The organism is Marinobacter gudaonensis, from assembly GCF_900115175.1.
GTDB lineage: Bacteria > Pseudomonadota > Gammaproteobacteria > Pseudomonadales > Oleiphilaceae > Marinobacter > Marinobacter gudaonensis.
This window is the reverse complement of sequence record NZ_FOYV01000001.1, coordinates 2,311,684-2,336,597: the sequence shown is the minus strand read 5'-3', so window position 1 is coordinate 2,336,597 and position 24,914 is coordinate 2,311,684. Positions and strand designations below refer to the sequence as shown.

The 24,914-nt window shown below is 62.9% G+C and carries 22 protein-coding genes and 1 tRNA gene; 15 read left to right on the top strand and 8 right to left on the bottom strand.

What is annotated here, in order from left to right; all coding sequences use genetic code 11:
• Positions 1-172: 172 nt before the first annotated feature.
• The 5 genes from BM344_RS10535 (at position 173) to BM344_RS10515 (ending at position 5,390) form a co-directional block, all read left to right on the top strand.
• A complete protein-coding gene (locus BM344_RS10535; protein ID WP_091989362.1) occupies positions 173-709 on the top strand; it encodes a gamma carbonic anhydrase family protein in 537 nt (178 codons plus the stop codon).
• Positions 710-835: 126 nt separating this feature from the next.
• The gene (locus BM344_RS10530; RefSeq protein ID WP_091989359.1) at positions 836-1,087 is read left to right on the top strand and encodes a hypothetical protein; all 252 of its coding nucleotides are present in this window, start codon (positions 836-838) and stop codon (positions 1,085-1,087) included.
• On the top strand, positions 1,084-3,192 hold the full coding sequence (gene mdoH / locus BM344_RS10525) for a glucans biosynthesis glucosyltransferase MdoH (RefSeq protein ID WP_091989357.1): 2,109 nt from the start codon (positions 1,084-1,086) through the stop codon (positions 3,190-3,192). The genes BM344_RS10530 and mdoH overlap by 4 nt, the downstream gene beginning before the upstream one ends.
• The gene (locus BM344_RS10520; RefSeq protein ID WP_091989354.1) at positions 3,171-4,727 is read left to right on the top strand and encodes an alkaline phosphatase family protein; all 1,557 of its coding nucleotides are present in this window, start codon (positions 3,171-3,173) and stop codon (positions 4,725-4,727) included. Before mdoH ends, BM344_RS10520 begins: the two co-directional genes overlap by 22 nt.
• Positions 4,728-4,937: 210 nt before the next feature.
• Positions 4,938-5,390, top strand: a complete 453-nt coding sequence (locus BM344_RS10515; protein ID WP_091989352.1) for an Hsp20/alpha crystallin family protein — start codon at positions 4,938-4,940, stop codon at positions 5,388-5,390.
• A 41-nt stretch (positions 5,391-5,431) separates the two neighbouring features.
• On the opposite strand, the gene BM344_RS10510 is transcribed toward BM344_RS10515, so the two are convergent.
• The 8 genes from BM344_RS10510 to BM344_RS10475 all read right to left on the bottom strand — a co-directional run bounded on the left by BM344_RS10510 (position 5,432) and on the right by BM344_RS10475 (position 12,125).
• Positions 5,432-5,749 (bottom strand): PA4642 family protein, encoded by a 318-nt coding sequence (locus tag BM344_RS10510; RefSeq protein ID WP_091989349.1) that lies wholly within the window; start codon positions 5,747-5,749, stop codon positions 5,432-5,434.
• A gap of 111 nt (positions 5,750-5,860) precedes the next feature.
• Positions 5,861-6,694, bottom strand: a complete 834-nt coding sequence (locus BM344_RS10505) for a flagellar motor protein MotB (RefSeq protein WP_091989346.1) — start codon at positions 6,692-6,694, stop codon at positions 5,861-5,863.
• A gap of 4 nt (positions 6,695-6,698) precedes the next feature.
• The gene (locus tag BM344_RS10500) at positions 6,699-7,472 is read right to left on the bottom strand and encodes a motility protein A (RefSeq protein WP_091989343.1); all 774 of its coding nucleotides are present in this window, start codon (positions 7,470-7,472) and stop codon (positions 6,699-6,701) included.
• 55 nt (positions 7,473-7,527) lie between these two features.
• Entirely contained in the window at positions 7,528-8,355 is an 828-nt protein-coding gene (gene aroE / locus BM344_RS10495) for a shikimate dehydrogenase (protein ID WP_091989340.1), read from the bottom strand.
• Positions 8,345-9,274 (bottom strand): oxygen-dependent coproporphyrinogen oxidase, encoded by a 930-nt coding sequence (hemF, locus tag BM344_RS10490; RefSeq protein WP_091989336.1) that lies wholly within the window; start codon positions 9,272-9,274, stop codon positions 8,345-8,347. Before hemF ends, aroE begins: the two co-directional genes overlap by 11 nt.
• 9 nt (positions 9,275-9,283) lie before the next feature.
• On the bottom strand, positions 9,284-9,892 hold the full coding sequence (locus BM344_RS10485; RefSeq protein ID WP_091989333.1) for an L-threonylcarbamoyladenylate synthase: 609 nt from the start codon (positions 9,890-9,892) through the stop codon (positions 9,284-9,286).
• 13 nt (positions 9,893-9,905) lie between these two features.
• Complete coding sequence (dprA, locus tag BM344_RS10480; protein ID WP_091989330.1) at positions 9,906-11,036, bottom strand: DNA-processing protein DprA; 1,131 nt, start codon at positions 11,034-11,036, stop codon at positions 9,906-9,908.
• A 72-nt stretch (positions 11,037-11,108) separates the two neighbouring features.
• Positions 11,109-12,125: a LysM peptidoglycan-binding domain-containing protein gene (locus BM344_RS10475; protein ID WP_091989327.1), complete on the bottom strand. Its 1,017-nt coding sequence runs from the start codon at positions 12,123-12,125 to the stop codon at positions 11,109-11,111.
• Between the two features lie 420 nt (positions 12,126-12,545).
• Between BM344_RS10475 and def the strand changes: the two genes are divergently transcribed.
• From def to BM344_RS10425, 10 genes are all read left to right on the top strand, one after another.
• On the top strand, positions 12,546-13,049 hold the full coding sequence (def, locus tag BM344_RS10470; RefSeq protein ID WP_091989324.1) for a peptide deformylase: 504 nt from the start codon (positions 12,546-12,548) through the stop codon (positions 13,047-13,049).
• 93 nt (positions 13,050-13,142) lie between these two features.
• Positions 13,143-14,078 (top strand): methionyl-tRNA formyltransferase, encoded by a 936-nt coding sequence (gene fmt, locus BM344_RS10465; protein WP_091989322.1) that lies wholly within the window; start codon positions 13,143-13,145, stop codon positions 14,076-14,078.
• A 1-nt stretch (position 14,079) separates the two neighbouring features.
• Entirely contained in the window at positions 14,080-15,381 is a 1,302-nt protein-coding gene (gene rsmB / locus BM344_RS10460; protein ID WP_091989319.1) for a 16S rRNA (cytosine(967)-C(5))-methyltransferase RsmB, read from the top strand.
• Positions 15,378-16,781, top strand: coding sequence for a Trk system potassium transporter TrkA (trkA, locus tag BM344_RS10455; RefSeq protein WP_091989316.1), 1,404 nt, complete (start codon positions 15,378-15,380; stop codon positions 16,779-16,781). The genes rsmB and trkA overlap by 4 nt, the downstream gene beginning before the upstream one ends.
• A 136-nt stretch (positions 16,782-16,917) precedes the next feature.
• Positions 16,918-17,943, top strand: a complete 1,026-nt coding sequence (gene glyQ / locus BM344_RS10450) for a glycine--tRNA ligase subunit alpha (protein ID WP_091989312.1) — start codon at positions 16,918-16,920, stop codon at positions 17,941-17,943.
• A gap of 2 nt (positions 17,944-17,945) precedes the next feature.
• Positions 17,946-20,027, top strand: coding sequence for a glycine--tRNA ligase subunit beta (gene glyS, locus BM344_RS10445; protein ID WP_091989310.1), 2,082 nt, complete (start codon positions 17,946-17,948; stop codon positions 20,025-20,027).
• A gap of 28 nt (positions 20,028-20,055) precedes the next feature.
• Positions 20,056-20,613 (top strand): D-glycero-beta-D-manno-heptose 1,7-bisphosphate 7-phosphatase, encoded by a 558-nt coding sequence (gene gmhB / locus BM344_RS10440; protein WP_091989307.1) that lies wholly within the window; start codon positions 20,056-20,058, stop codon positions 20,611-20,613.
• A 35-nt stretch (positions 20,614-20,648) separates the two neighbouring features.
• Positions 20,649-20,725, top strand: a tRNA-Pro gene (locus tag BM344_RS10435).
• A gap of 235 nt (positions 20,726-20,960) precedes the next feature.
• A complete protein-coding gene (locus BM344_RS10430) occupies positions 20,961-22,514 on the top strand; it encodes a methyl-accepting chemotaxis protein (RefSeq protein ID WP_091989303.1) in 1,554 nt (517 codons plus the stop codon).
• 25 nt (positions 22,515-22,539) lie between these two features.
• The gene (locus tag BM344_RS10425; RefSeq protein ID WP_091989300.1) at positions 22,540-24,906 is read left to right on the top strand and encodes a sensor domain-containing phosphodiesterase; all 2,367 of its coding nucleotides are present in this window, start codon (positions 22,540-22,542) and stop codon (positions 24,904-24,906) included.
• Positions 24,907-24,914 lie beyond the last annotated feature (8 nt).

The following is a 24,914-nucleotide window of genomic DNA, read 5'->3' as shown; positions in this document are numbered from 1 at the left end:
TTTGTGTAAGTCCGAGGTTGGCACCTGTGGGTGAGGCCTTTCCAAAACTCGCTCCTGGCGGCACATCCCTGTGACGCTTGACTGTCGCCATCCCTGGCGACAGACAGTTTTGGAAAGGCCTCACCCACAGGCGCCTCGGGCCTCCGGGTAAATCCATAGCAGGTACTATGTAATGACGAATATACGCGCGCACAAGGGCACTACGCCATATTTTGGGGAACGGGCCTGGGTGGATCCAAGTGCCGTGGTGATTGGCAATGTTAAAACCGGTGATGATGTTTCCATATGGCCAATGACCGTGGTGCGGGGCGATATGCATGAAATTCGCATTGGCCATCGTTGCAGCATCCAGGATGGCTCGGTGCTGCACATCACCCACGCCAGTGACTACAACCCCGGCGGCTATCCGCTCACGCTCGGTGACGATGTGACCGTGGGCCACAAGGCGCTGCTGCATGGCTGCACCATTGGTAGCCGGGTGCTGGTGGGCATGGGCTGTATCATCATGGACGGGGCCGTGGTGGAGGACGAGGTGATCGTGGCTGCCGGCTGTCTGGTACCACCGGGGAAGACCCTGGAGTCCGGGCATCTCTACGTCGGCTCGCCGTGCAAGAAGGCGAGGGCGCTGACAGAGAAGGAACGGAGCTTTTTTACCTACACCGCCGCCAATTATGTCCGGCTGAAGGATGAGTACCTTAACGATCAGTAAACCAGTGGTCTGAAGCCGGTCTCCACGGCGTATCAGAGTTTACGCCCGAGTCTTCCCTGACAGGCCGGTTATCGCTGACCGCAGTTCGTACTGCTGCAAGGCACCTGGTCGGGAATCTGGCTCGGAATGTGGAGAGCGGAGACCATCGTGGATACGCCAGATCAACCCTATTTGCGCGCACTTCTGTATTTGCAGGCGGCCGGTCATGAGACAGACCCGGGAACGCGAGTACAGCTGCAACGGCTGCTCGCTGACGACGCAGCACGGCAGGCAGCGGAGCCGCTGGAACAGCTATCCGGTACCCTCGGCCTGTCGCCCCCTCCCCGCAGTCAGCGGTTGCCCCCGATTGCACGGTCCAGCATGGGCTATCCCGAATGAGCCGCAGCGGTTGCTGGCGGCCGGTGGCCTTTCGCCGGCGCCTGCTACTGGCAACGCTGGTGGCTGGCCAGACGGCAACTGGGCTGTGGCTGTTCGCAGGCACTCTGCCGGAACCCGCCCAGGGCTGGGCGGTGCCGGCGCTGATGACGGTGTTTGGCGTTCTGTTTGCCTGGATTGGCCTGGGTTTCTGGACCGCCGTCTTTGGCTTCGTGGCGCTGCGCCGGGGCGGGGATCCCTGGAGTCTGGCCCGAGCCACGCCCCACCCGCATTCGCAAGCCGGCTCCCTGCCAGCCACGGCACTGGTGATGCCAATCTGCCACGAACCGGTACAGCGAACCCTCGCCGGGCTGCGTGCCATTTACCAGGATATGCAGTCCCGCGGCGAAATTATGGACTGCTATGTGCTGTCCGACAGTCAGGATCCGGAAGTCTGGCTGGAGGAACAGGCCGCCTGCGCCCGGCTCTGCGATGAGCTGGACGCCCACGGCAGGCTGTTCTATCGGCGTCGCACCCTCAACCTGAACCACAAGAGCGGCAACATCGCCGATTTCCTGCGTCGCTGGGGGCGCCTGTACCGGTACATGATCGTGCTGGACGCCGACAGCCTGCTCACGGGCGATTGTGTCCGGCGGCTGGTGCTCCTGATGGAATCCCGGCCCCAGGCAGGCATTATCCAGACCGCGCCGCGCCTGGCTCGGGCCGATACCCGCTTCGCCCGTCTGCAGCAGTTCGCCAACCGCTGCTACTGCCGGCTCTTCGCCGCCGGCCTTGCGGCCATTCAGTTGGGGGATGCCGCCTATTGGGGCCACAACGCGATTATCCGGGTGGCCCCGTTCATACGGCATTGCGGCCTGCGCCGTCTCCGGGGGCCCGGTCTCTTTCGGGGCTCTGTGCTCAGTCACGATTTCGTGGAAGCGGCACTGATGGGCCGGGCCGGCTATGAAGTCTGGCTGGAGCCGGCCATTGGCGGCAGTTATGAAGAGTCGCCGCCCACGCTGGCCGACGATCTGCGGCGGGACCGACGCTGGTGCCGTGGCAACCTGCAGCATCTCTGGCTGCTCGCCACCCTTGGGCGTCTGAGGTTCGCACACCGCATGGCCCTGGCGACCGGCATTCTCTCGTTTCTGGCCTCGCCCCTGTGGCTGTTGTTTCTGGCCCTTTCCGGATACGTCGCCTCCATGCCCCTCGCCCCGTCTCCGGCGCTGCCCGGCATACTGGCCGGTGGCAGTACGGGGTCGGCCGGAGGGCTGGTGCTGATTGCGATGACAGCGCTGCTGCTGTTCGGGCCCCGCATTCTGGCGGTCGTCGACCAACTGCTGGCAGGCCGAGCCGCCCGTTTCGGCGGAACCGTGCGTCTGTGGATGAACACGCTGGTCGAAACCATACTGGCACTGGTGCTGGCGCCGGCACGCATGCTCTGCCACACCGGCCACGTACTCGGCGCATTGATGAACCTGAAGGTGGCCTGGCAGGGCCAGAATCGAGCGGGCCACACCCGATTGGGGTTCGGCCTGCGCCAGGTTGTTCTGCCCCTGGTTGCAGCTGCCGGAGTGCTGGTACTGGTACAGTTGCACGCACCGGGCCTGACACCCTGGGCCCTGCCGGTCGTGGCGCCGGTGCTGCTGATGCCCTGCCTGGCCCGGTGGCTGAGCCGCCCGGCTGCTCCCGGTCTCTGGCTCAGGGTGCCGGAAGACACCGCCACCTCAAGCCTGCTGGAAGCCGCCGACTCAGCACCTCCACTGGCCCGTCGCTGGCAGGACCTGAGCTGGTTTGAACAGGCGGTACTGACTCCGCACCAGCCCCGGTTCACTCCGCCGCGTCAGGCCGATATGACCGGTCGCAAGGGAGCCGCACTGCAGGCGCTGGTTGATCGTTGCGTCAGTGGGGGCGCGGCTGCCCTCGGCAACAGCGAGCGCAGCCGGATCTGCGACCATCCCGGGGCTCTGGCGGAGCTCCACCGGCATGCCTGGTCGGCGGCGCCCGGCACACCCTGGCGGGAAACACTGCATCGCCTGGCCCAGGCAATCCGCGAGCACCCGCCGGAACAGACCAAGGCGCAACCGGTAACATACGAGCAACCGCTATGTCTCGACACCGTCTCCTGATCAGCCTGGTGCTGCTCAACGGGCTGCTGCTGGTTCCGGCCCTGGCCCTGCCCGGCAACAACCCGGTGCTTGCCGTGGAGGCACTCGTGGTCTGGGCGGCCCTGTGCGGGCTGACGCAACACCGCCAGCGATTGAGTTCGGTGCTGGCTGCCGTCTATGCCCTGCTGGTCTTGCTGGTGCTGGCGGACGCTCTGATCCGGCAGAGTCTCGGCCGGGGCCTGAACCTGTACCTGGAAATCGGGCTACTGGACGCCACCTGGAACCTGCTGACTACCAACCTGGGCCCGGCACTGGCTGTGGCTGGGCTGCTGTTCCTGGCTATAGCGCTGGTGGCGCTCGGCTGGTTGTTCCGGTGCCTGCTCGGCCAGGTGGGCCAGCACGCACCCCGACAAATGAGCAAGCCCCTTTGGCTGATGGCCGGGCTGGCTGCTGCCGGCTCCGTCACACCCTGGATCGGCAGCCCTGCATGGGCGCTGGTTGCCCATCAGGCCTCTCTGGTCCATCAGACCCATAACACCCAGCAGGCGTTTGCCAGCGAGTTGGGCACGGGTTCCGGGGGGCAGCGCCAGGCCAGCCCTCTGGCGCAGCTCGCCGGCCGGGACGTGATCTTCGGTTTCGTGGAATCCTATGGCATCTCGGCGCTCGCCGATGACCGATACCGGCCCCTGACCCAGCCCGCCCTCGACACGCTGGCCCGGGAACTGAAAGCCGCCGGGCTGACCGTGGCTACCGGGCGGCTGCAATCGCCGATCCAGGGGGGCCAATCGTGGCTGGGCCACACCTCGGTACTCAGCGGACTTTGGATTGGCAACCAGCTTGCCTACGAAACGCTCCTGAGTAGCGGCTACAGCACCCTGATTGACGATTTTCGCAGCACCGGGCATCGCACTCTGGCCATCATGCCGGCGATCACCCAGCCCTGGCCGGAGGGTCGCCTGCTCGGCTACAGCCAGATCTACGACCATGACGACCTCGGCTACCTGGGCCCGGCCTTCAACTGGGTCACCATGCCCGACCAGTACACCTGGTACCGGTTCCAGCAGCTGCGCCAGGGCAGTGATCGGCCGGTATTCGCCGAGTTGGCGCTGATCAGCAGTCACGCGCCCTGGGTGCCCATCCTGCCGGTGCTGGAGGACTGGGAGGCCATCGGTCGCGGTGAGATCTTCCAGCGCTGGCAGGGGGCGGGCGAAGCCCCGGTGTCACTGTGGCGGGACCCGGACAGGGTTCGACTGCACTATGGCCAGGCCATTGCCTATGCCCTGGCCACCGCCGGCGGGTTTGCCGGCCGTTACCTGGGCGATAGCGCCTTGTTGATCCTGCTCGGGGACCACCAGCCCGCGCCACTGATCACCGGCGAGGGCGCGAGCCGAGATGTGGTGGTTCACGTGATCAGTGCCGACCCGGCCCTGGTAGCGCCGTTCCTGTCCGGTCAGTTGCCCGGATTCCGGCCCGGCGTCTGGCCGGATCTGCGCACCGCAGGCGCCCCCATGAGCCGGTTCCGCGCCTTCCTGCACGACCAGTTCGGCGACTCCTGAAGGCCAGATTTCACGCCTCAACCAATGGTTTGACGGGGATCAAAATTCCACCAGTTAGCCCCTTGAAAACCTGCAGGCTGTACTTAAATTGCAAGATAGCAGAGGTTCACGGATATCCGGTCGGCTGGCGCCACCGACAGGGAGCAGTTCCGCGATCGAAGCTGATGTTCAACCATTCAGATTCGTTTCGTTGAAAAGGAGGGATGCATTATGAGCACTCTTACACGCTGGAATCCGGTCAATGAGTTTGAAGACCTGATGAACCGCTACAATCGCATGTTCGGCCTGACCCGGCCCGCCGAGCGGGAAGGCAAGGATCTGTTCAGTCGCAGCGACTGGGCGCCGGCGGTCGACATCAAGGAGACCCCGGAAGCCTTCACCATTGAGGCGGAATTGCCAGGCATGTCCCGGGAGGACGTCAAAGTGACCGTCCATGAGGGCGTGCTGAGCATTCAGGGTGAGCGCAAGAACGAAGAGGAAACCAAGGACAAGAAGCATCATCGGATTGAGCGCTTCTACGGCAGCTTTCTGCGCCGCTTCACGTTGCCGGACAACGTGGACGAAAACAGCGTGAAGGCCAGCTTCAAGGACGGCATGCTGACCCTGACCCTGCAGAAGGCTGAACCGAAAGAGCCCAAGGCGATTGAGGTCGACGTCCACTGAGGGGCTGCGACCTCACGCCCGAAACCCGCGCCGCGCCGGAGTCAGTCTCCGGCGGCGGCTGTTTTTTGCGCACCAGCCTGTTCCAGGGCGCGGGCGTAATCAACGCTCCGTCGATGCTCGGAAATCAGGTCCAGAATGGTGCCGCCTTCCGGCCCCACCGCGTTCAGATCACGGCCAGCGGCCACAAAGAAACCGATAAAGCGCTCGAAATCCTCGGCCCGCATGGCCTGATAGGCTCTCAACAGGGCGTGATAGTCGGCATTGATGGCACGGTCCCACGGCTGGAGGTCCAGAAAGCTCCTGACCCGCTCATCGCTCCATTCCTCGCCAATGACCTTGGGTTTGTCTGGTCCACTCATATGCTGTTTTGCTCCGCTGTGCCTGTGAATAATCGGGCGCACAGTATAAGGCCCTGAAAGCACTTCAGTTATATGGATTGCGCATGAGCAACTGCCGGCCCGGCATAAGGCTCAGGGCCTGATCTCCACCGGCAGCTCCCCCGCCGGAAGCTGATCGCTGCACTCGGGATTGCGAATGGCAATTTCCACCCGGCGGTTCAACGCGCGGTTTTCCGGCGAGTCGTTGGGCGCAAGCGGATTGGTCTCCGCCCGACCCGCCGCCACCACCCGTTCGGCCGGCACCTGCCGGTTCATTACCAGCTCGTGGACCACCGATACGGCCCGGGCAGCCGAGAGGTCCCAGTTGGAACGGTAGCGTTCGCTGGAGATCGGTCGGTTGTCTGTGTACCCGGACACCAGAATGTCTCCCTCACAGGCGGACAACACCTCCACCACCCGTTCTATGATCGGAATCATCTCCGGCTTGATGGCCGCCTCCCCCGAGCGGAACGTGGCTTCCTCGGAGAAACGGATGACCACCTGGCTTTGATCATAGTTGACGCTCAGGGCCTTGGACGCCACCTCCGATTCCAGTTCACGGATCATCCGGCTGGCCAGATCAATCACCCCGCCGGGCACCTGCGTGGGGGCACTGCCGTCGGCGCGTTCATCGATGAATTCCGGTTCCCTGGCCTGGGATTCGACCGGTTCGGGCAGCGATACGGTCTCGGACTCGATCATGGTCAGGGGCGAGCCACCGATGTCCTCCGCCAGCACGTTGCTGGAACCAAAGGCCACCGCCATGGAGTTGGCCATGGCCCGGTATTTTTCCACGTCCATTTCCGCAAAGGAGAGCAACAGGATAAAGAAGGTGAGCAGCAGGGTGGCCAGGTCGGCAAAGGTGACAATCCAGGCCGGCGTCTGGCTCTGTAGCCGTTTCCTGTTGCGCTTCTGCACCAGTTCCAAGGGCTCAGGCCTCCCGCTCTGGCGCCAGTCCGGTGCGCTGCTCGGGTACCACGAACGACGACAGCAGTTCGGTCATGACCCTCGGATTCTCGCCGCGCATGATGTTCTTGATCGAGGTGATGATCAGCATCTGGTTGCGGGCCTCGTCCTCCGCCTTCAACTGAAGCTTGTCGGCCAGCGGCAGGGCAATGAGCTGGGCGATGAAAGCGCCGTACAGGGTGGTCAGCAGGGCGATGGCCATGGCCGGACCAATCGAGGAGGGGTCATCGAGGGTGTTGAGCATCTGCACCAGCCCCACCAGGGTTCCCAGCATGCCGATGGCCGGCGCCGACTCTCCGATGCCCCGGAACACCCGTTCCGCCACTTCGTACCGCTCCGCGGTCTGCTGGGTTTCCTGCGCCAGCGCTTCCTCCACCAGCTCCGGGGGATGGCCGTCCACACACAGGTTGATCGCCTTCTGCAGAAACTCGTTGTTGGTCTGGTGATTTTCCAGGCCCAGGATGCCCTCTTTCCGGACTACCTGGGCAAGCACGCCGACCTCCCGGATGAGCTCGGTGGGCCGGGGCATCCGGTCGGTGAAGGCTGCCGACATGGCCAGGCGGAAGGCACTCATCACCGACGCCATGCGGAATTTAACCAGGGTCACCGCAAAGGTGCCGCCCAGCACGATGGCCAGCCCCGGCAGGTTCAGGAAGGTAAGGAAGGAGGCGTTGGCAAGCATGGCCAGAAGGACAATAAGAACGCCTGCCACCAGCCCCACAAGGGTAAGAATATCCATGGACAATCCCTACGGAAGGTTGACCCTGAGCATAGCCCATTCCCGGCCGTGAGGCTCAGTCATTGCGCAGCTGCTCGACCACGGGCAGGGTAGCCGGGCTCACGCCCCGCCAGATCCGGAACGATTCCGCCGCCTGCTCCACCAGCATACCAAGCCCGTCGTGAACGATCTGTGCACCCTGTTCCAGCGCCCACTGGTTGAACGTGGTGGTCTGCAGGGAATACATCATGTCGTAAACCACCGTGCGCTCGCCGATTACCCTGGGCGACAAGGGCGGCAGGTCGCCCTGCAAACTGGCACTGGTGCCGTTGATGATCAGATCGAAGGGCTCCGTCGGCTGCTCAAACCCGCACGCGTCCAGACGGGCCGCACCTGCCACCGGGGCAAACAGCGACACCAGGGCTTCGGCCCGGGCGAGGGTGCGGTTGGCGATGGTCACCGACGCCGGCCCTTCCGCCAGAATCGGGCCCAGCACGCCCCGCACCGCACCACCGGCGCCCAGCACCAGGATACGGGCACCGGCCAGGGTAACGCCGTGGTTATCAACCAGATCGCGAACAATGCCACAGCCGTCGGTGTTATCCGCGGTGAGCAGTCCCTGCTCGTCGAGGAACAGGGTATTGGCGGCGCCCGCCTTCTCGGCCCGCTCGGTCCGCCGCTTGGCCAGGTTCCAGGCTTCCTCCTTGAACGGCACGGTGACGTTGAGGCCTTTGCCGCCGCGCTCGAAAAACTGCGTAACGGTACCGGCAAAGTCCTCCAGCGGCGCCTGGATGGCCGTGTATTCAACAGGTTCGCCGGTTTCCCGGGCAAACAGGCTGTGAATGCGGGGAGATTTGCTGTGGCTGATGGGGTTGCCAACAACCGCGTACAGATCATTCTTCATGGCTTGTCTCCAGCCAGTCCCGACCGGTGAGGAAGTAATCCGTCAGCCGGGCCTCTTCCGAGCCCGCCTCCGGCGTCCGGCTGTAATCCCAGCGCACCAGAGGCGGCAGTGACATCAGGATGGATTCGGTGCGACCGCCGGACTGCAGCCCGAACAGGGTACCCCGGTCATACACCAGGTTGAACTCGACATAGCGACCCCGTCGATAGAGCTGGAAGTTGCGCTCTCGCTCGCCCCAGGGCTGATTCATGCGGCGGCGGACAATGGGTTCGTAGGCCTCGATGTAGCTGTCGCCCACGGCCTTCATCAGGCCAAAGTCCTGCTCGAAATTGCCGGTGTTGTGGTCATCAAAAAACAGGCCACCGACGCCCCGGGGTTCGTCCCGGTGCTTCAGGTAGAAGTAATCGTCGCACCAGTGCTTGAATCGGTGGTAAGTACCCTCGCCGAATGGTTCGCAGGCATCGCGGGCGGTGCGATGCCAGTGCACGCAGTCGTCCTCAAAGCCGTAATAGGGCGTCAGGTCGTAGCCACCGCCAAACCAGTAAACCGGCTCGCCGTCTGCCGGCGTGGCAATAAAGAACCGGACGTTGGCGTGAGAGGTGGGCACATAGGGGTTGTGCGGGTGAATCACCAGCGACACACCCATGGCCTGCCAGGGCGCGCCCGCCAGGTGCGGGCGATGCGCCGTGGCGGACGCCGGCATGGTTTCGCCCATCACGTGGGAGAAATTGACGCCGCCTTTCTCGAACACACGCCCCTCGGTGATCACGCGGCTGACGCCTCCGCCCCCTTCGGGCCGATCCCAGGCGTCGCGTATGAACGATGCCCCGCCGTCCACCGCCTCGAGGCGACGGCAAATCGACTCCTGGAGGCCCAGCAGGTACTGCTTGACCGCCTCGCTATCCGGTTGCTGTGCCATAAACTGCTCCTAGCGAAGTTGCTGACCGCTGACAATATCAATAATACGGCTGGGTTTGCGATTGCCACCCAGGGCGCCGGGCACAATCCAGTCGAGGCGGTCGTCGAAATAGCGGCGCACCTGCCAGATGTGTCGGGCGGGCTGGCGGCCAGCCGGATTGCAGGAGGTCGACACCAGCGGCATGCCCGCGACCTCACACAACGCCCGCACCACAGGATGATCGCTCACCCGGACCGCGATGGAAACGTGCCGGCCACGAACCCATTCGGGGATCTGTCGGTTTACATCCGGCAACAGACAGGTGACAGGACCCGGCCAGTGCCGCTCGGCTTCCCGGCGCAGGCTCTCGGGGAGAGGGTCGAGCAGAAAGTGGATCTGTTCCACGGATGAAGCCACCAGAATCACACCTTTTTCCACAGGGCGCTGCTTGAGCTCAAGGAGGTGCGCCACCGCGTCCCGATCCCAGGGGTCACACCCCAGTCCCCAGACCGCTTCGGTAGGATAGGCAATCACACCGCCACCCAGGACGGTACGGCGGGCACAGTGCAGTTGCCAGTCAGAGAGCGGCTTGCTGTCGCAGTGGGTCACGGAGTTCACATCACCTTGGCCGGGATCCATGGGTGCACCCAGTTCAGACGATCTTCTGATAGCCCCCCGGGGCGGAACTGGCCAGCCCCTCAAGTTCCAGGAGCAGCAGTGCCTGCATGAGCTGATCGGCGGGGAGACCGGTGGCTGAACTGAGTGCATCGGTTGACTGCGGATCATACCCTAAAGCCTCCAGGACCGCGATTTCCCTGCGCTCAAGCCCCGCCTGCGACTGTTTCGGAGCGGTCTCGCTGGCCTCAGCGCTCCCCGACGCCGACGACCACCAGGCCCCCAATTCTTCCAGAATATCGTCGACCGTTTCCACCAGGCGTGCGCCCTGCTTGATCAGGTGGTGGCAACCGCGAGCGACCGGGCTGTGGACCGAACCGGGTATGGCAAAGACTTCCCGGCCCTGCTCCAGGGCCATCCGCGCGGTGATCAGGGAGCCGCTGCGCAGACCCGCCTCCACCACCAGGATGCCCCGACTCAGTCCACTGATAATCCGGTTTCGCTGGGGGAAGTGGGCCGCCCTGGCGGGTGTGCCGGGCGGATACTCCGAGACAATCAGCCCGTCTGCGATTACCCGCTCGCCCAAACGCCGATGCTGGTGGGGATAAATCCGGTCAAGGCCGCAGCCAATCACCGCAATGGTCGGGTGCCCGGCGTCCAGGGCACCGGCATGGGCAGCGCCGTCGATGCCCAGGGCCAGACCGCTGGTCACCAGCAATTGCCGGTTCGCGAGCTCGGCGGCAAAACGTCGGGCATGATCCAACCCCGCAGGCGTGGCCTTGCGGCTGCCGACGATGCCGATCTGCTCCCGGCTCAGCAGACGGGTATCGCCCCGGGCATACAGCACCAGGGGCGCGTCGTGGATGTGTCGCAACGGATCGGGGTAATCCCCGTGCTGCCAGGTTACGGTAGCAATGCCGTGATGCTGGCATCGTTCCAGAATAGTGCGGGTTTCTGCCACCGCAGGATGGCGCTCGTCGCGATCCTGCCAGGCGCGGATGGCCGCCAGGCTGTCGTCGTCCAGACCCAGGGCCGTGAGGGTGGCCGTGTTCATGGCCAGTAACCGGACCGGATCGGCAATCTCGGCCACCAGCGCCCGGCGTCGAACGCGGCCGCAGTGGGGCAGGCAGGTCAGAAAAATCCAGGGAGCTTCCGGGGAAGTAAACACGATGTCGTCCTTGAAAACAGAAAAGCCGGACCATCCTGGTCCGGCACATTCAATACAGCGGTTGGCGAAGGCTCAGGGGTTGGTAACCTTGTCACCAACCTCCAGCGCCTGGGTGGCCTGCAGCACCAGACCGTAGCTCATTTTCTCATAGGCCTGGAACACCATCAGCAGCCCGGCACGCTCCGAAGGCAGCTCGATGGTTTCACCGGTCACCGGATCACGAACCAGGTTTCCGCTCTGCAGCACCGCCATCACATTGCCCGATTCCAGACCATCGCGGGTACCACGGTTGATGGCCACCACGTCATACTGGCCGATCTGGGTAACACCGCCATCCACCGCGATCATCTGCCCTTCGACCTTCTGATCGGGCGCGCTGGGTACGAAACTGGTGGCAATGGGGCGGTTAACGTTGGTCAGCAGACGGTCGCCAATCCGCACTTCCTGATTGGTGGAAGTCAGGTCCACGGTGAGGACATCGCCATTTTCCGCCGCCACCGAGCCGGCGCCGATGCTCTTCGCTTCCAGGCCGAGAAACTCGCCGGTCTCCGGATCACGGAATTCCTTGCTGCGACGGAACACGCCCACCTTGTCGGCCGGCTTCTTGCCCCGGGCATACAGCCGGTCACCGGCGCCCGTAATAATGCGGCCGTCCTCGCCCTCAAGCACGTAAGGCGCGCCCTGGAGTTCTTCCGGGCTGACAATGCGGGTGTCGGTCAGGAAACTGCCAATGGCGTCGAGCGGTATGGCGGGAATCGGGGTATCGATCGGCTCGGAGCGCACCTTCGGCGACAGCTTCACCACATCACTGGTCGCCACCTTGGTAATGCGGGGCTTGCCGTCGATATAAACCAGGGCCAGCTGGTCGCCCGGGTAAATCAGGTGCGGGTTGGCCACCTGGGGATTCACGTGCCAGATCTCCGGCCAATACCAGGGGTTGTTCAAAAACCGGGCGGAGATGTCCCAGAGGGTGTCACCCTTCACAACGGTGTAACGATCGGGATGGTCAGACCGCAGCTCCGGTGCAGCATGGGCCCAGGAGGTGATAAGCAGCGTTGTTGCTGCCAGAGCGTACAGCAGTTTCCTCATTGTGTAAGTCCTTGATCGCGTGCCTTGATTCTTTGCATTCTTTTCGGATGCAGTCAGTTTTCTGCAGCTTATTACGATGCTATTCCAGTTACTATAGAAGAAGTCTCGCAAATTGTGATGTTATCTTTTGTTCTTCCAGTAAATTCTACGGCGTCGACGAAAGATTTTAACTATTGACTGATCAGTTTGTACTCAATCGGCGAATTGTTGGATAATACCGTCATGCCGATCACAGAGCCCGTCGCGCGTTGAAAGCGGCGGACCTGCCCCGATAATAGTAGAGGCAGGGTAGAAAATGTCGCAGTACGCCGTCGCAAATCGGAGACCGTTTTCACACGGTTACAAAAGTTAAACGAGCGGCTCGCGCGCGGCACCGGAACGTCGGATCACATTCAGAGCACCAGGTTTAGATACAGCCCTATGATACTAGAGATTCTCGAATACCCGGATCCCCGTTTGCGCACCATCGCCAAACCGGTGGAAGAAGTGACAGACGCCGATCGCAAGCTGATCGACGACATGTTCGAGACCATGTACGATGCGCCCGGTATCGGTCTGGCAGCCACCCAGGTGAACGTGCACAAACAGATCATCGTGATGGATCTCTCGGAGGACAAGAGCGAGCCCCGGGTGTTCATCAACCCGAAGGTGACTGTTCTGGATGGCGAGAAAGAGGCCATGCAGGAGGGCTGCCTGTCGGTGCCCGGCTTCTACGAAGATGTGGAGCGCATCGAGCACTGCCTGATCAAGGCCCTCGACCGGGACGGAAAGCCGTTCGAGCTTGAGGCTCGCGGCCTGCTGGCGGTATGCATCCAGCACGAGATGGATCACCTGAACGGCAAGCTGTTCGTGGACTACCTGAGTTCGCTCAAGCGCAACCGTATCCGCAAGAAGCTGGAAAAGCTGCACAAGAAAAGCGCCTGATTTACCAGCGGGCGTTCGCCAGAACCAGACATTGCGCCGGACCGGGTCACGACCCGGTCTTTTCGTATACAACGGAACAGAGATCACATCACCGTGCGACTTGTTTTTGCGGGCACCCCGGATTTCGCGGCCGAAGCACTGAAGGCCCTGATAGCGGCCGGCCACACCCTCGTTGGCGTTTACTCCCAACCGGATCGGCCCGCTGGTCGGGGGCGCAAACTCCAGCCCAGCCCCGTGAAGCAGGTAGCCCTGGACCACGACATCCCGGTGTTCCAGCCGGAAACCCTGAAAACCCCCGAAGCCCAGCAGGAGCTCGCCAGTCTCGAACCCGAGGTCATGGTTGTAGCCGCCTACGGGCTGATTTTACCCAAAGCGGTTCTGGACATACCGGAACACGGCTGCCTGAACATCCATGCCTCCCTGCTGCCCCGGTGGCGCGGTGCGGCGCCCATCCAGCGGGCCATTGCCGCCGGCGATGCCGAAACCGGCATTACCATCATGCAGATGGACGAAGGCCTGGACACCGGTGCCATGCTGCTGAAGTCCATCACCCCCATTAACGCCGACGATACCGGTGGCAGCCTCCATGACCGCCTGGCGGAGCTGGGTGGCAAGGCCATCGTCAAGGCCCTGGAACTGCTCGCCAAAGGCGAGCTGGCCGGCGAAGCCCAGAACGACAGCCAGGCCTGTTATGCCAGCAAGCTGAGCAAGACCGAGGGCCACATTGACTGGCAGGCCGACGCCACCGATATTGAGCGACTGATCCGTGCCTTCAACCCCTGGCCGGGCACCTACACCGACCTGGGCGACCAGCGTATTCGCATTCATGAGGCGGAGGTGCTCGGCACCCAGAGCGGCAAGTCGCCGGGCACCGTTCTGCTTCGGGACCGCAATGGCATCGACATCACGTGCGGAAAGGGAACCCTGCGCATCACCCGACTGCAACTGCCGGGCTCCCGCGCCCAGAGCGTGAACGACCTGATCAACGGTGGCAAGGAGCTGCTGATGCCCGGCCAGGAGCTGCGCTGACATGGGCGACCAACCGCAGCCCATGCGCGCCATTGCCGCCGGCGTGATACTGGCGGTGGAGAATGGCCAGTCGCTATCCCAGTGCCTGCCACCCGCCCTGAACCGCCTGGCTGTGCACGAGCGGGCCGAATTGCAGGCGCTCTGCTTCGGTACCTGCCGCTGGTTCCACCGCCTCGACGCGGAACTGTCGGGGCGCCTGAAGAAACCCCTGCGCAAACCGGACCGCATCGTCCACCATCTGATGCTTGTGGCCCTGTTCCAGTTGCGGTTCAGCCAGCAGGCCACCTACGCCGTGCTCAATGAAACCGTGGAAGCCTGCCGGGCCCTCGGCAAACCTCATCTTACCGGCCTGGTCAATGGCGTGCTGCGGGCCGCTGAAAGGGAAGGCGCGCCAGAGCCCGGAGACGATGCCGCACGCTTCAGCCACTCCCACTGGATGGTGGAAAAACTGCGCCACAACTGGCCCGAAGACTGGCAGCGGATTCTCGAAGCCAACAACACCCAGGCTCCCATGACGCTGCGAGTCAACGCCCTGCGCTTTGCCCGGGACGAGTACCTGGCGCTGCTGGCCGAGGCCGGTATCGACGCCAGCGCGACCCCCTTTGCGCCTTTCGGCATACAGCTGGCCCGTCCGGTTCCGGTGGACCATCTGCCGTGGTTCGCAGATGGGGCGGTCAGCGTGCAGGACGAAGCCGCGCAACTGAGCACCACCCTGATGGACCTGGCTCCGGGCCAGCGTGTGCTGGATGCCTGCGCGGCCCCCGGCGGCAAAACCTGCGCCATTCTTGAAGCCTGCGCCGGACTGGCGGAAGTGGTGGCCATTGACGAATCCGCTGACCGGCTGCCCAGGGTGCAGGAAAACCTTGAGCGCCTGGATCTGAGCGCCACCCTGAAGCAGGCCGATGCCGCTGCCACCGACACCTGGTGGGACGGCGACCCGTTCGATCGCATCCTGCTGGATGTACCCTGCAGCGCCAGTGGCGTGATTCGCCGCCACCCGGACATCAAGATGCTGCGCCGTGAATCGGATGTAACCCCGCTGGCTGCGGTGCAGCTTGGGCTGCTGGACGCCCTCTGGGCTATCCTGAAACCGGGAGGCCGGCTGGTGTATGCCACCTGTTCGGTGTTTCCGCAGGAAAACCACCGTATAATCCAGCGGTTCCGCAAGGGGCAGACGGACGCCGTCCTCGTTGAGCCGCAGGCGCAGTGGGGACGTGATATGGGGGCCGGGCGGCAACTGCTGCCCGATCCGGATAGCCATGACGGCTTTTTCTACGCCGTACTGGAGAAACCCGAACCATGAAAATTCTGATTCTCGGCGCCGGCCAGGTCGGCGGCACTCTGGCCGAAAACCTCGCCAACGAAGCCAACGACATCACCCTCATCGACAGCGATGGGGCCCGGCTGCGGGAGCTGCAGGACCGGCTGGATATCAGGACCGTGCAGGGCAAGGCATCCTACCCCACCGCCTTGCGCCAGGCGGGTGCCGAAGACGCTGACATGGTGATTGCCGTCACCAACAGCGACGAGACCAACATGGTGGCGTGCCAGGTGGCCAAGCTGCTGTACAAGACCCCCACCACCATCTGCCGGGTGCGGGCCAACGCCTACCTGGCAAAATCCGAGCTGTTCTACCAGCGGGACAAGACCAAGGATCTGGACAGCCTGCGGGGCTTTCCCATCGACGTACTGATCAGCCCGGAACACCTGGTAACCAAGCATATCACCCGGCTGATCGAGAACCCGGGTGCGCTCCAGGTGCTAGAGTTTTCCCGCGGCCTCACCCGCCTGGTAGCCATCCGGGCCGCCAAGGGCGGACCGTTGGTGGGTCACGAACTGTCTTATCTGCGCACCCACATGCCCAAGATTGATACCCGGGTGGCGGCGATTTTCCGCAAGGGTCGGGCGATCATGCCCGAGGGTAACACGGTGATTGAGGACGGCGATGAGGTGTTCTTCATTGCCGCGGCCGACCATATCAAGTCGGTGATGAGTGAGCTGCAGCCGCTGATCAAGCCCTACAAGCGCATCTTTATCTGTGGCGGCGGCAACATCGGCCAGCGCCTGGCCAACACGCTGGAGAACCGGTATCAGGTCAAGCTGCTGGAGCGCGACCACGAGCGCTGCGTGATGCTCTCCGAACACCTGCGCAAGACCGTGGTACTGGAAGGCAATGCCGCCAACAAGGACATTCTGCTGGAAGAGAACATCGAGAACACCGATGTCTTCTGTGCGGTCACCAACGACGACGAGGCCAACATCATGGCCTCGCTGCTGGCCAAGCGCCTGGGCGCCCGCAAGGTACTGACCCTGATTAACAACCCCGACTACGTGGACCTGATCCAGGGTGGCGACATCGACGTGGCCATCTCCCCCCAGCAGACCACGATCGGCAGCCTGCTGACCCACGTACGCCGGGGCGACGTGGTAAACGTTCACTCACTACGCCGGGGCGCTGCCGAGGCTATTGAGGCCATCGCCCATGGCGACCACCGCTCCTCCAAGGTGGTCGGCAAGCGGCTGGACGAGATCAACCTGCCGGAGGGCACCACCATTGGCGCCATCGTCCGTCGGAACGAGGTGCTGATTGCCCACGACCACCTCCGGATCCAGCCCGACGACCACGTCATCCTGTTTCTTGTGGACAAGACCCGGATCCGCGACGTGGAAAAACTGTTCCAGGTGGGACTGGCGTTCTTCTGATTCTAACCATGACAAATCAACAGCCTGGCGGGTACTTAGAAATGCAGCGCCAGCAAGCGTATAATGCGCGTTTCAAAAATTCCGGAGTGTCCCGGTAACGGGGCACGACACACAGACTGACCAGCAGGCAAGCGTCGTGACAGACAAGGCAACCAACACCTCCGCGCCGGACATCAAGACCTTTCAGGGTCTGATTCTGGCACTGCAGAATTTCTGGGCGCAGCACGGCTGCGTGGTTCTCCAGCCCCTGGACATGGAAGTGGGCGCGGGCACCTTCCACCCGGCCACCTTCCTGCGCGCCATTGGCCCGGAAACCTGGAACGCCGCCTACGTTCAGCCCAGCCGTCGTCCCACCGACGGCCGCTACGGCGAGAACCCGAACCGCCTGCAGCACTATTACCAGTTCCAGGTGGTGCTCAAGCCGTCACCGGACAACATCCAGGAACTGTATCTCGATTCGCTCCGGGCCCTGGGGCTGGATCCGCTGGTGCACGACATCCGCTTCGTGGAAGACAACTGGGAATCGCCGACACTCGGCGCCTGGGGCCTGGGCTGGGAAATCTGGCTGAACGGCATGGAAGTGACCCAGTTCACCTACTTCCAGCAGGTGGGTGGTCTGGAATGCTACCCGGTCACCGGCGAACTGACTTACGGGCTTGAGCGCATCGCCATGTACCTGCAGGGCGTCGACAGCGTCTACGACCTGGTGTGGACAAAGGGCCCGGACGGCGTGGTGACTTACGGCGACGTGTTCCACCAGCAGGAAGTGGAAATGTCCACTTACAACTTCGAGCATGCCGACACTGAATTCCTGTTCCACAGCTTCGATGTTCACGAGCGTGAAAGCGCCCGGCTGATCGACGCCGGCCTGGCACTGCCGGCCTACGAGCAGGTTCTCAAGGCCTCCCACACCTTCAACCTGCTGGACGCCCGACACGCCATCTCGGTGACCGAGCGCCAGCGTTTCATCCTGCGGGTTCGCACCCTGGCCCGTTCAGTGGCCCAGGCCTACTTCGACAGCCGTCGCTCGCTCGGCTTCCCGCTGGCGCCCGAGGCCCTGCGCAAGGAAGTGCTGGCAGCCGTTGAGGCCGCCGACGACAAGGCCAACGGTAAGAAGGGCAAGAAAGCGAAGAAGGCACAGCAGGAACAGGGGAACGCGTAATCATGGCAACACAGGATTTTCTGGTCGAACTGGGCACCGAAGAGCTGCCTCCCAAGGCCCTCAAGCCGCTGTCTGATGCCTTCACCCAGGGCATTGCCCGCGGTCTGGAAGAGGCCGGCATTGCTTTTGGCAAGGTGGAAGCCTTTGCCGCGCCCCGACGCCTGGCCGTGCGCGTGCGCGACCTGGCCGATGCCCAGCCGGACAAGCCGGTGGAAAAGCGTGGTCCGGCCGTGAAGGCCGCCTTTGATGACGCCGGCAACCCGACCCGGGCCCTGACCGGCTTCGCCACGTCCCTGGGCGTGACCCCGGACCAGCTCGACACTCTGGAAACCGACAAGGGCGCCTGGGTGGTTTACCGCACCGTGGAGCAGGGCAAGCCCACCGTGGAACTCATGCCGGAGCTGGTGGAGCAATCACTGGCTGCCCTGCCGATCCCCAAACGCATGCGCTGGGGTGCCCACCGCACCGAATTTGTCCGCCCGGTACACTGGGTGGTGCTGCTGTTCGGCAACAAGGTCATTGAAACGCCGATCATGGGCCTGTCTCCGGGCAACAAGACCCGTGGCCATCGCTTCCACTGCCCGAAAAAGCTGATTGTGCCGACCCCCAGCGACTACGAAGTGGTGCTCAAGCAGGAAGGCTATGTGATTGCCGACTTCGCCGAGCGCCGCGAGCAGATCCGCGCCGGCGTCGCCGCCCTGGCCGAAAAGGAATCCGGCGGCAAGGCCGTGATTGACGAAGACCTGCTGGACGAAGTCACCGCCCTGAACGAATGGCCGGTGCCGCTGATGGGCCGTTTTGAAGAACGCTTCCTGGAGGTACCGGCCGAGGCGCTGATTTCCTCCATGAAGGAACACCAGAAGTACTTCCACGTGGTGGCTGCTGATGGCGAAATGCTGCCGCTGTTCATCACGGTGGCGAACATCGAAAGCAAGGATCCGGCCCAGGTCATCGCCGGCAACGAGAAAGTGATCCGGCCCCGGCTGTCGGACGCGGCGTTCTTCTACGAAACCGACCGCAAGACACGGCTCGAGGATCGCATCGACGCCCTCAGGCCGATCGTGTTCCAGGAAAAGCTCGGCAGCATCCACGATAAATCCGTGCGGGTTGCGGCACTGGCGAAGAAAATCGCCGATGCCATCGGCAGCGATCCGGCTCTGGCCGAGCGCGCCGCCATGCTGGCCAAGACCGACCTGGTTACCGAGATGGTGCTGGAGTTCACCGACCTGCAGGGCATCATGGGCCAGTATTACGCCGCCAACGACGGCGAACCGGCGGATGTGGCCAAGGCCCTGAACGAGCAGTACATGCCGCGTTTTGCGGGTGACGACCTGCCCACCACCCTGACCGGTTGCGCCGTGGCCATTGCCGACCGGCTCGACTCGCTGGTAGGCCTGTTCGGCATCAACCAGCCACCGTCCGGAACCCGGGACCCGTTTGCCCTGCGTCGCGCCGCCCTCGGGGTGCTGCGCATCATCATTGAACGGGCACTGCCCCTGGACCTGCAGACCTGCTGCCAGTGGGCGGAGGAAAACTTTACCGTGCTGACCGAGCAGAACACCGCCAGCACCGTGGTGGATTACATGCTGGAACGCTTCCGGGCCCATTACGAAGAGCAAGGCATTGGCGCCGAAGTCTACCTGGCCGTGCACGCCCGCCGGCCCACCCGACCGCTGGATTTCGACCGCCGGGTGAAAGCCGTGGAAGCCTTCCGCCAGCTACCCGAGGCCCAGGCCCTGGCCGGCGCCAACAAGCGGGTGTCGAACATCCTCACCAAGCAGGGCGGGGACAGTGTTGGCGAAACCGTTGACGCGAGCCTGCTGCAGGACAGCGCAGAGAAAGCCCTGGCCGAGCAGGTTGAAGCGCAGGCCGACAAGGTTGTGCCACTGTTCGAGGCCGGTGACTACGCCAGTGCCCTGAGCTCCCTGGCCAGCCTGCGGGAGCCGGTGGACAACTTCTTTGACGAAGTGATGGTCATGGCCGACGACGAGGCCATCCGCAACAACCGCCTGGCGCTGCTCAACCGGCTGCGCAACCTGTTCCTGCGGGTGGCCGATATCAGCCTGCTGCCAACAGCCGGCTGATATCGACTCCGGGAGCGCGGACACGGCCATGCTGATCATCCTCGACCGGGATGGGGTCATCAACCAGTACGATGGCAACTACATCTGCTCGGCGGATGAATGGCAGCCCATCCCAGGCAGCGTGGAGGCGGTGGCCCGGCTCTGCAACGCCGGCCACCGCATCGCCATTGCCACCAACCAGTCGGGTATTGCCCGAGGCTATTACGACACCGATGCCCTGGACACCATGCACGAAAAGCTGGAACGACTGGTGGAAGCCGAAGGCGGCTGCATCGATTTCATTGCCTACTGCCCCCACCACCCGGACGACCACTGCCACTGCCGCAAACCCCTCACCGGTCTGCTTGACCAGATCCGCCGGCATTTCCACCTGGACTCCCTCGAAGGCGCCATCATGGTGGGCGACAGCCGCAAGGACCTGGAAGCCGCGCACTCGGGCAAGTGCCAGCCAATCCTGGTACGAACCGGCAACGGCCTGGACACCGAGCGCCACCTGGACGCCCGGCCCATCCCCGGGGCCCGGGTGGCGATCTACAACAATCTCAGCGAATTTACGGATGCCCTTTTATCCGCCGAGGGCTGGTAAAAGCAAAGCGAATCCGTATAATACCGCCCGTTGTTCGGCGTGTGGCGCAGCTTGGTAGCGCACTTCGTTCGGGACGAAGGGGTCGCAGGTTCGAATCCTGCCACGCCGACCATTTTCCCGCTGAATGGACTTGCCTCCCTCCTTCAAAGAATCGACTCTGTTCGTGACATCCAGAACCGTGCTAATGGCGACAGGCCCGGTGCACCCGTTATTCTGAATTAAATAGTTGCAAATACTCATTGTTCGGGAACATAAAACTACTAAAAAATGCGCGCCACAGGCGGCCTCGTAGTCTACGCTGCTAGTAAACAAAAAGCGGCGAAGCCGTCCCGTTCCAAGGAACAACCATGCGCAAAAACCTGCCAGTCACCAACCATGAACGTACCTATTCACCATCCCAGAAACTGATTTCCTCCACCGACCTGAAAGGCAAGATCCGCCATTGCAACCAGGCGTTCGTGGACGTCAGCGGTTTTACCCGGGAAGAACTCATCGGCCAGCCCCACAACATCGTCCGGCACCCGGACATGCCGCCGGAGGCCTACGCCAACATGTGGTCTTACCTGAAGGCCGGCAAGCCCTGGATGGGCATGGTGAAAAACCGCTGCAAGAATGGTGACTACTACTGGGTCAGCGCCTACGTCACGCCGGTGACCGAGAAGGGCGAGATCATCGGGTACGAATCCGTGCGTTCCTGCCCCGACAGGAAGGACGTCGAGCGGGCGGAGAAGGTCTATGCCGCCATTCGCGCCGGGAAATCCGGGACCTCGCTGTGGCAACGGGTTTCCGGCTCGGGGCTGTTCCTCGCCGGCGTGATTGTCGCAGCCGCGGCACTGTTTCTTGCCGGGCGGACACTACTGTCAGAACTCGTGCTCGGTGGCGGAGCTATCGCCTACGGGGTGTGGATGCAGCTTTCAAGGCGACAGCTGTCAAACTCCGTGATGGATCTGCTTGACCAGAACTTCTCTGATCCCCTCGCCGCCAGCACCTACACAGACGACGATCTGGCCCTTGGCCGGATCAAGGTCGGGATCAAGGCCATGCGCTCCCATCTGGACGCGGTACTGACGCGCCTGGAGGATTCCGCCGGACAGGTCCGCACGGCAGCGGTCAAAGGGCTGGAGATTGCCTACGAGGCCCAGGATACCCTGCACAAACAACAGGCCGAGACCGAACAGGTCGCCGCCGCTGTGCACGAAATGTCGCAGACCATTGCCGATGTGTCGGCCAACGTGCAGGCCACCGCCGACAAGGCCGAGGGCGCCCGGGAATTTGCCGACCAGGGCTCGGAAGTGGTGGCGGGCACTCGCAAGGCCATCGAGCATCTGAAAACCACCGTTCACGAAATCAGTGCCTCGGTGGGTGAGCTGTCCATCCAGACCCAGCAGATTGCCGCGGCGGCGAAAATCATCGAAGACATCGCCGACCAGACCAACCTGCTGGCCCTGAATGCGGCCATCGAAGCCGCCCGCGCCGGCGAACACGGTCGGGGATTCGCGGTGGTGGCCGATGAAGTGCGCGGCCTGGCCAAACGTACCCGGGATTCCACCAGCGACATCCACAATATCGTAGGTGGCCTGATCAGCCGTTCCACCGATTCGGTCAAGGTGGCCGACCAGGGCAAAGCCGCGGCGGATAAGGGTCTGGAGCAGATGCTGGATGCCGAAAAAACCCTGAATGACATCGCCACGGCGGTGAGTACCATTGCCGAAATGGCCATGCAGATGGCCGCGGCCGTGGAAGAACAAGCCCAGGTGTCAGACCAGATCAACGAACAGGTGGAAAATATTTCCGGCCTGGCCAAAAACAATCTGGCGAAAGGCGAAGAATCCACCCATAGTGTCAAGGAGATGGAGCAAATTGCGGGCGAGCTCCACGAACTGGTTGTCAGGTTCAAGTAGTCACTGAACCTTCCTGGAGCGCTGGATGACAAACCCGGGTATCGAAAAACGCAGACTGGCGGCGCTTGAACGCCTGGGCATTCTCGATACCCCGCCGGAGGAACGGTTTGAGCGGCTAACACGTATCGCTAAACATTACTACGGCGTCAAAACCGCGCTCTTCTCGGTGCTCGACACCGAGCGTCAGTGGTTCAAATCGAAGCAGGGATTCGAAGCGGTCGAGACGCCACGCTCGGTGGCGTTTTGCGACTACGCCATCCAGCAGGACAAAATCCTGCTGGTGGAGGACGCCACCAAGGACCCCCGCTTCCGGAACAACCCCCTGGTCACCGGCAAGCCGCACATTCGCTTCTATGCGGGCATGCCGGTGCGCGAGCCCAGTGGCTTCAAGATCGGCACCCTATGCATCATCGACGACAGGCCGCGCCAATTCACCGAGATTGAACTGGACGTTCTGCGCAGCCTGGCCAGCATTGTTGAGGACGAGCTCGAGAGGGCCTATCTCCAGGCCGATGACGGCGAGTTCGCGAAGGTTTCACACCTGAGTCGGGCTATCCATCGGGCGCAGAATGTCTTCCTGACCAATGACAACGAGCACGCCGCTTTCGAGCTGATGCTCAATGATCTTCTGACACTGACGGGCAGCCAGTTCGGCTTTATTGGTGAGATCCTCCATGGGGACGATGGCGCGCCCTTTCTCAAGGTCGGCGCCATTACCAACATTGCCTGGAGCCCGCAAACCCAGGCGCTTTTCCAGGAAGTCGAGCGCCGGGGCATGGTGTTCGATCGCCTGGATAATATCCTGGGCCTACCCATGACCACCGGCGAGGTCATCGTTTCCGCCGATGTGGCCTCGGATTCCCGGGCCAAGGGCCTGCCCGAGGGCCATCCCCCGATCACCAGCTACATCGGCATACCGGTTTTCTCCGGCGACCAGCAGATCGGTCTGATAGGCCTGGCCAACCGCGCCGGCGGCTACTCCGTGAAACTGGCCAATGAGCTGGAACCGCTGATGCAGACCCTGGGCAACCTGATCGAACGCAAGCGGCTCTATCAAGAGAAGCGCGAACATCAGAGAAACCTCGAGCAGGCCGCCAACTACGATGCACTGACCGGTCTGCCGAACCGGCGTCGGATGACCGAACTGTTCGAGCAGGAGCTGGAAGAGGCCCGAAAGCGCGAGGGGCTGGTGTCGGTGTGCTTCATCGATCTCGATGGTTTCAAGGAGATCAACGACCAGCACGGCCACGCCGTTGGCGACGCGGTGCTGAAATCGGTGGCGGAACGGCTGCTGGGGAGCGTGCGGGCCCACGACGTGGTCGCACGCCTCGGGGGCGACGAGTTTGTCGCCATTCTCCGGGATGTGGACGACGAACGGGTCTATGCCCGGCTGCTGGAGGCCATCCGCGAGCCCATCAGTTACCGGCGTCATGTGCTGCACCTCTCCGGCAGCATGGGGGTTACTGTCTATCCCGAGGATGATTCCGACACCGACCAGTTGCTGCGCCACGCCGACCAGGCCATGTACGCGGCCAAGGAAGCGGGCAAGAACCATTACGTGCTGTTCGACCTGGATTCCCATCACTCCCGCAAGGAGCGCATCCGGGTCATCGAACAAATGGGCGCGGCCCTGGCACAGGACGAACTTGAACTGTACTACCAGCCGAAGATTCATTTCGGAAGGCGTCAGGTGGAGGGTTTCGAGGCGCTCCTGCGCTGGAACCACCCCGAGGACGGGGTTCTGGGCCCGGGACATTTCCTGGATCACATTGAATACACCGAATACGCCTGCAAGGTTGGCAACTTTGTGCTGGAAGAAGCCATTGCGCGGCTCCGGGATTTTCACAGCCGGAACCTGCCCTACAGCATCAGCGTGAATCTCAGCCCCTCCCATTTCCTGGGGCCTGGCTTCCGGGAGGACCTGGAGCGGGCCCTGTGTGACTGCCCGGCCGAGATCCGCTCTCGCCTCATTCTCGAGGTGCTGGAAACCACGGCGCTGGACGATACCGACCGGGTGCTCGAGCACCTTGCCGCCTGCCGGGAGCTTGGGGTGGATGTGTCGCTGGATGATTTTGGCACCGGTTACTCGTCGCTGGATCTGTTCCGGCGGCTGACCGCCCAGGAGATCAAGATTGACCGCTCGTTCGTAACCGACATGCTCACCAATCCGGACAGCGAAATGATTGTGAGCGCCATTGTCAGCCTTTCGAAAAGTTTCCGGCGCCGGCTGCTGGCGGAAGGCATTGAGTCGGCCGAGGCCGAGGCGAGGCTGATCGAACTGGGCTGTGACCTTGGCCAGGGTTTCTTCTACAGTAAACCCATGCCCCTGGCTCCCGCCCTGGAATGGGCGGCGTGTTTTGACTGGGAATCCCGGCGTGACCGGTCGGCCTGAGCGCTGAG

Bases quoted from the DNA above. Each gene is read 5' to 3' on its own strand.
- BM344_RS10430 (WP_091989303.1), top strand. From the start codon at position 20,961: ATGCGCAAAAACCTGCCAGTCACCAACCATGAACGTACCTATTCACCA.
- BM344_RS10510 (WP_091989349.1), bottom strand. From the start codon at position 5,749: ATGAGTGGACCAGACAAACCCAAGGTCATTGGCGAGGAATGGAGCGAT.
- def (WP_091989324.1), top strand. From the start codon at position 12,546: ATGATACTAGAGATTCTCGAATACCCGGATCCCCGTTTGCGCACCATC.
- BM344_RS10425 (WP_091989300.1), top strand. From the start codon at position 22,540: ATGACAAACCCGGGTATCGAAAAACGCAGACTGGCGGCGCTTGAACGC.
- BM344_RS10520 (WP_091989354.1), top strand. From the start codon at position 3,171: ATGTCTCGACACCGTCTCCTGATCAGCCTGGTGCTGCTCAACGGGCTG.
- glyS (WP_091989310.1), top strand. From the start codon at position 17,946: ATGGCAACACAGGATTTTCTGGTCGAACTGGGCACCGAAGAGCTGCCT.
- BM344_RS10530 (WP_091989359.1), top strand. From the start codon at position 836: ATGTGGAGAGCGGAGACCATCGTGGATACGCCAGATCAACCCTATTTG.
- BM344_RS10500 (WP_091989343.1), bottom strand. From the start codon at position 7,472: ATGGATATTCTTACCCTTGTGGGGCTGGTGGCAGGCGTTCTTATTGTC.
- aroE (WP_091989340.1), bottom strand. From the start codon at position 8,355: ATGAAGAATGATCTGTACGCGGTTGTTGGCAACCCCATCAGCCACAGC.
- hemF (WP_091989336.1), bottom strand. From the start codon at position 9,274: ATGGCACAGCAACCGGATAGCGAGGCGGTCAAGCAGTACCTGCTGGGC.
- gmhB (WP_091989307.1), top strand. From the start codon at position 20,056: ATGCTGATCATCCTCGACCGGGATGGGGTCATCAACCAGTACGATGGC.
- trkA (WP_091989316.1), top strand. From the start codon at position 15,378: ATGAAAATTCTGATTCTCGGCGCCGGCCAGGTCGGCGGCACTCTGGCC.
- BM344_RS10485 (WP_091989333.1), bottom strand. From the start codon at position 9,892: ATGGATCCCGGCCAAGGTGATGTGAACTCCGTGACCCACTGCGACAGC.
- mdoH (WP_091989357.1), top strand. From the start codon at position 1,084: ATGAGCCGCAGCGGTTGCTGGCGGCCGGTGGCCTTTCGCCGGCGCCTG.
- BM344_RS10475 (WP_091989327.1), bottom strand. From the start codon at position 12,125: ATGAGGAAACTGCTGTACGCTCTGGCAGCAACAACGCTGCTTATCACC.
- BM344_RS10535 (WP_091989362.1), top strand. From the start codon at position 173: ATGACGAATATACGCGCGCACAAGGGCACTACGCCATATTTTGGGGAA.
- BM344_RS10515 (WP_091989352.1), top strand. From the start codon at position 4,938: ATGAGCACTCTTACACGCTGGAATCCGGTCAATGAGTTTGAAGACCTG.
- rsmB (WP_091989319.1), top strand. From the start codon at position 14,080: ATGGGCGACCAACCGCAGCCCATGCGCGCCATTGCCGCCGGCGTGATA.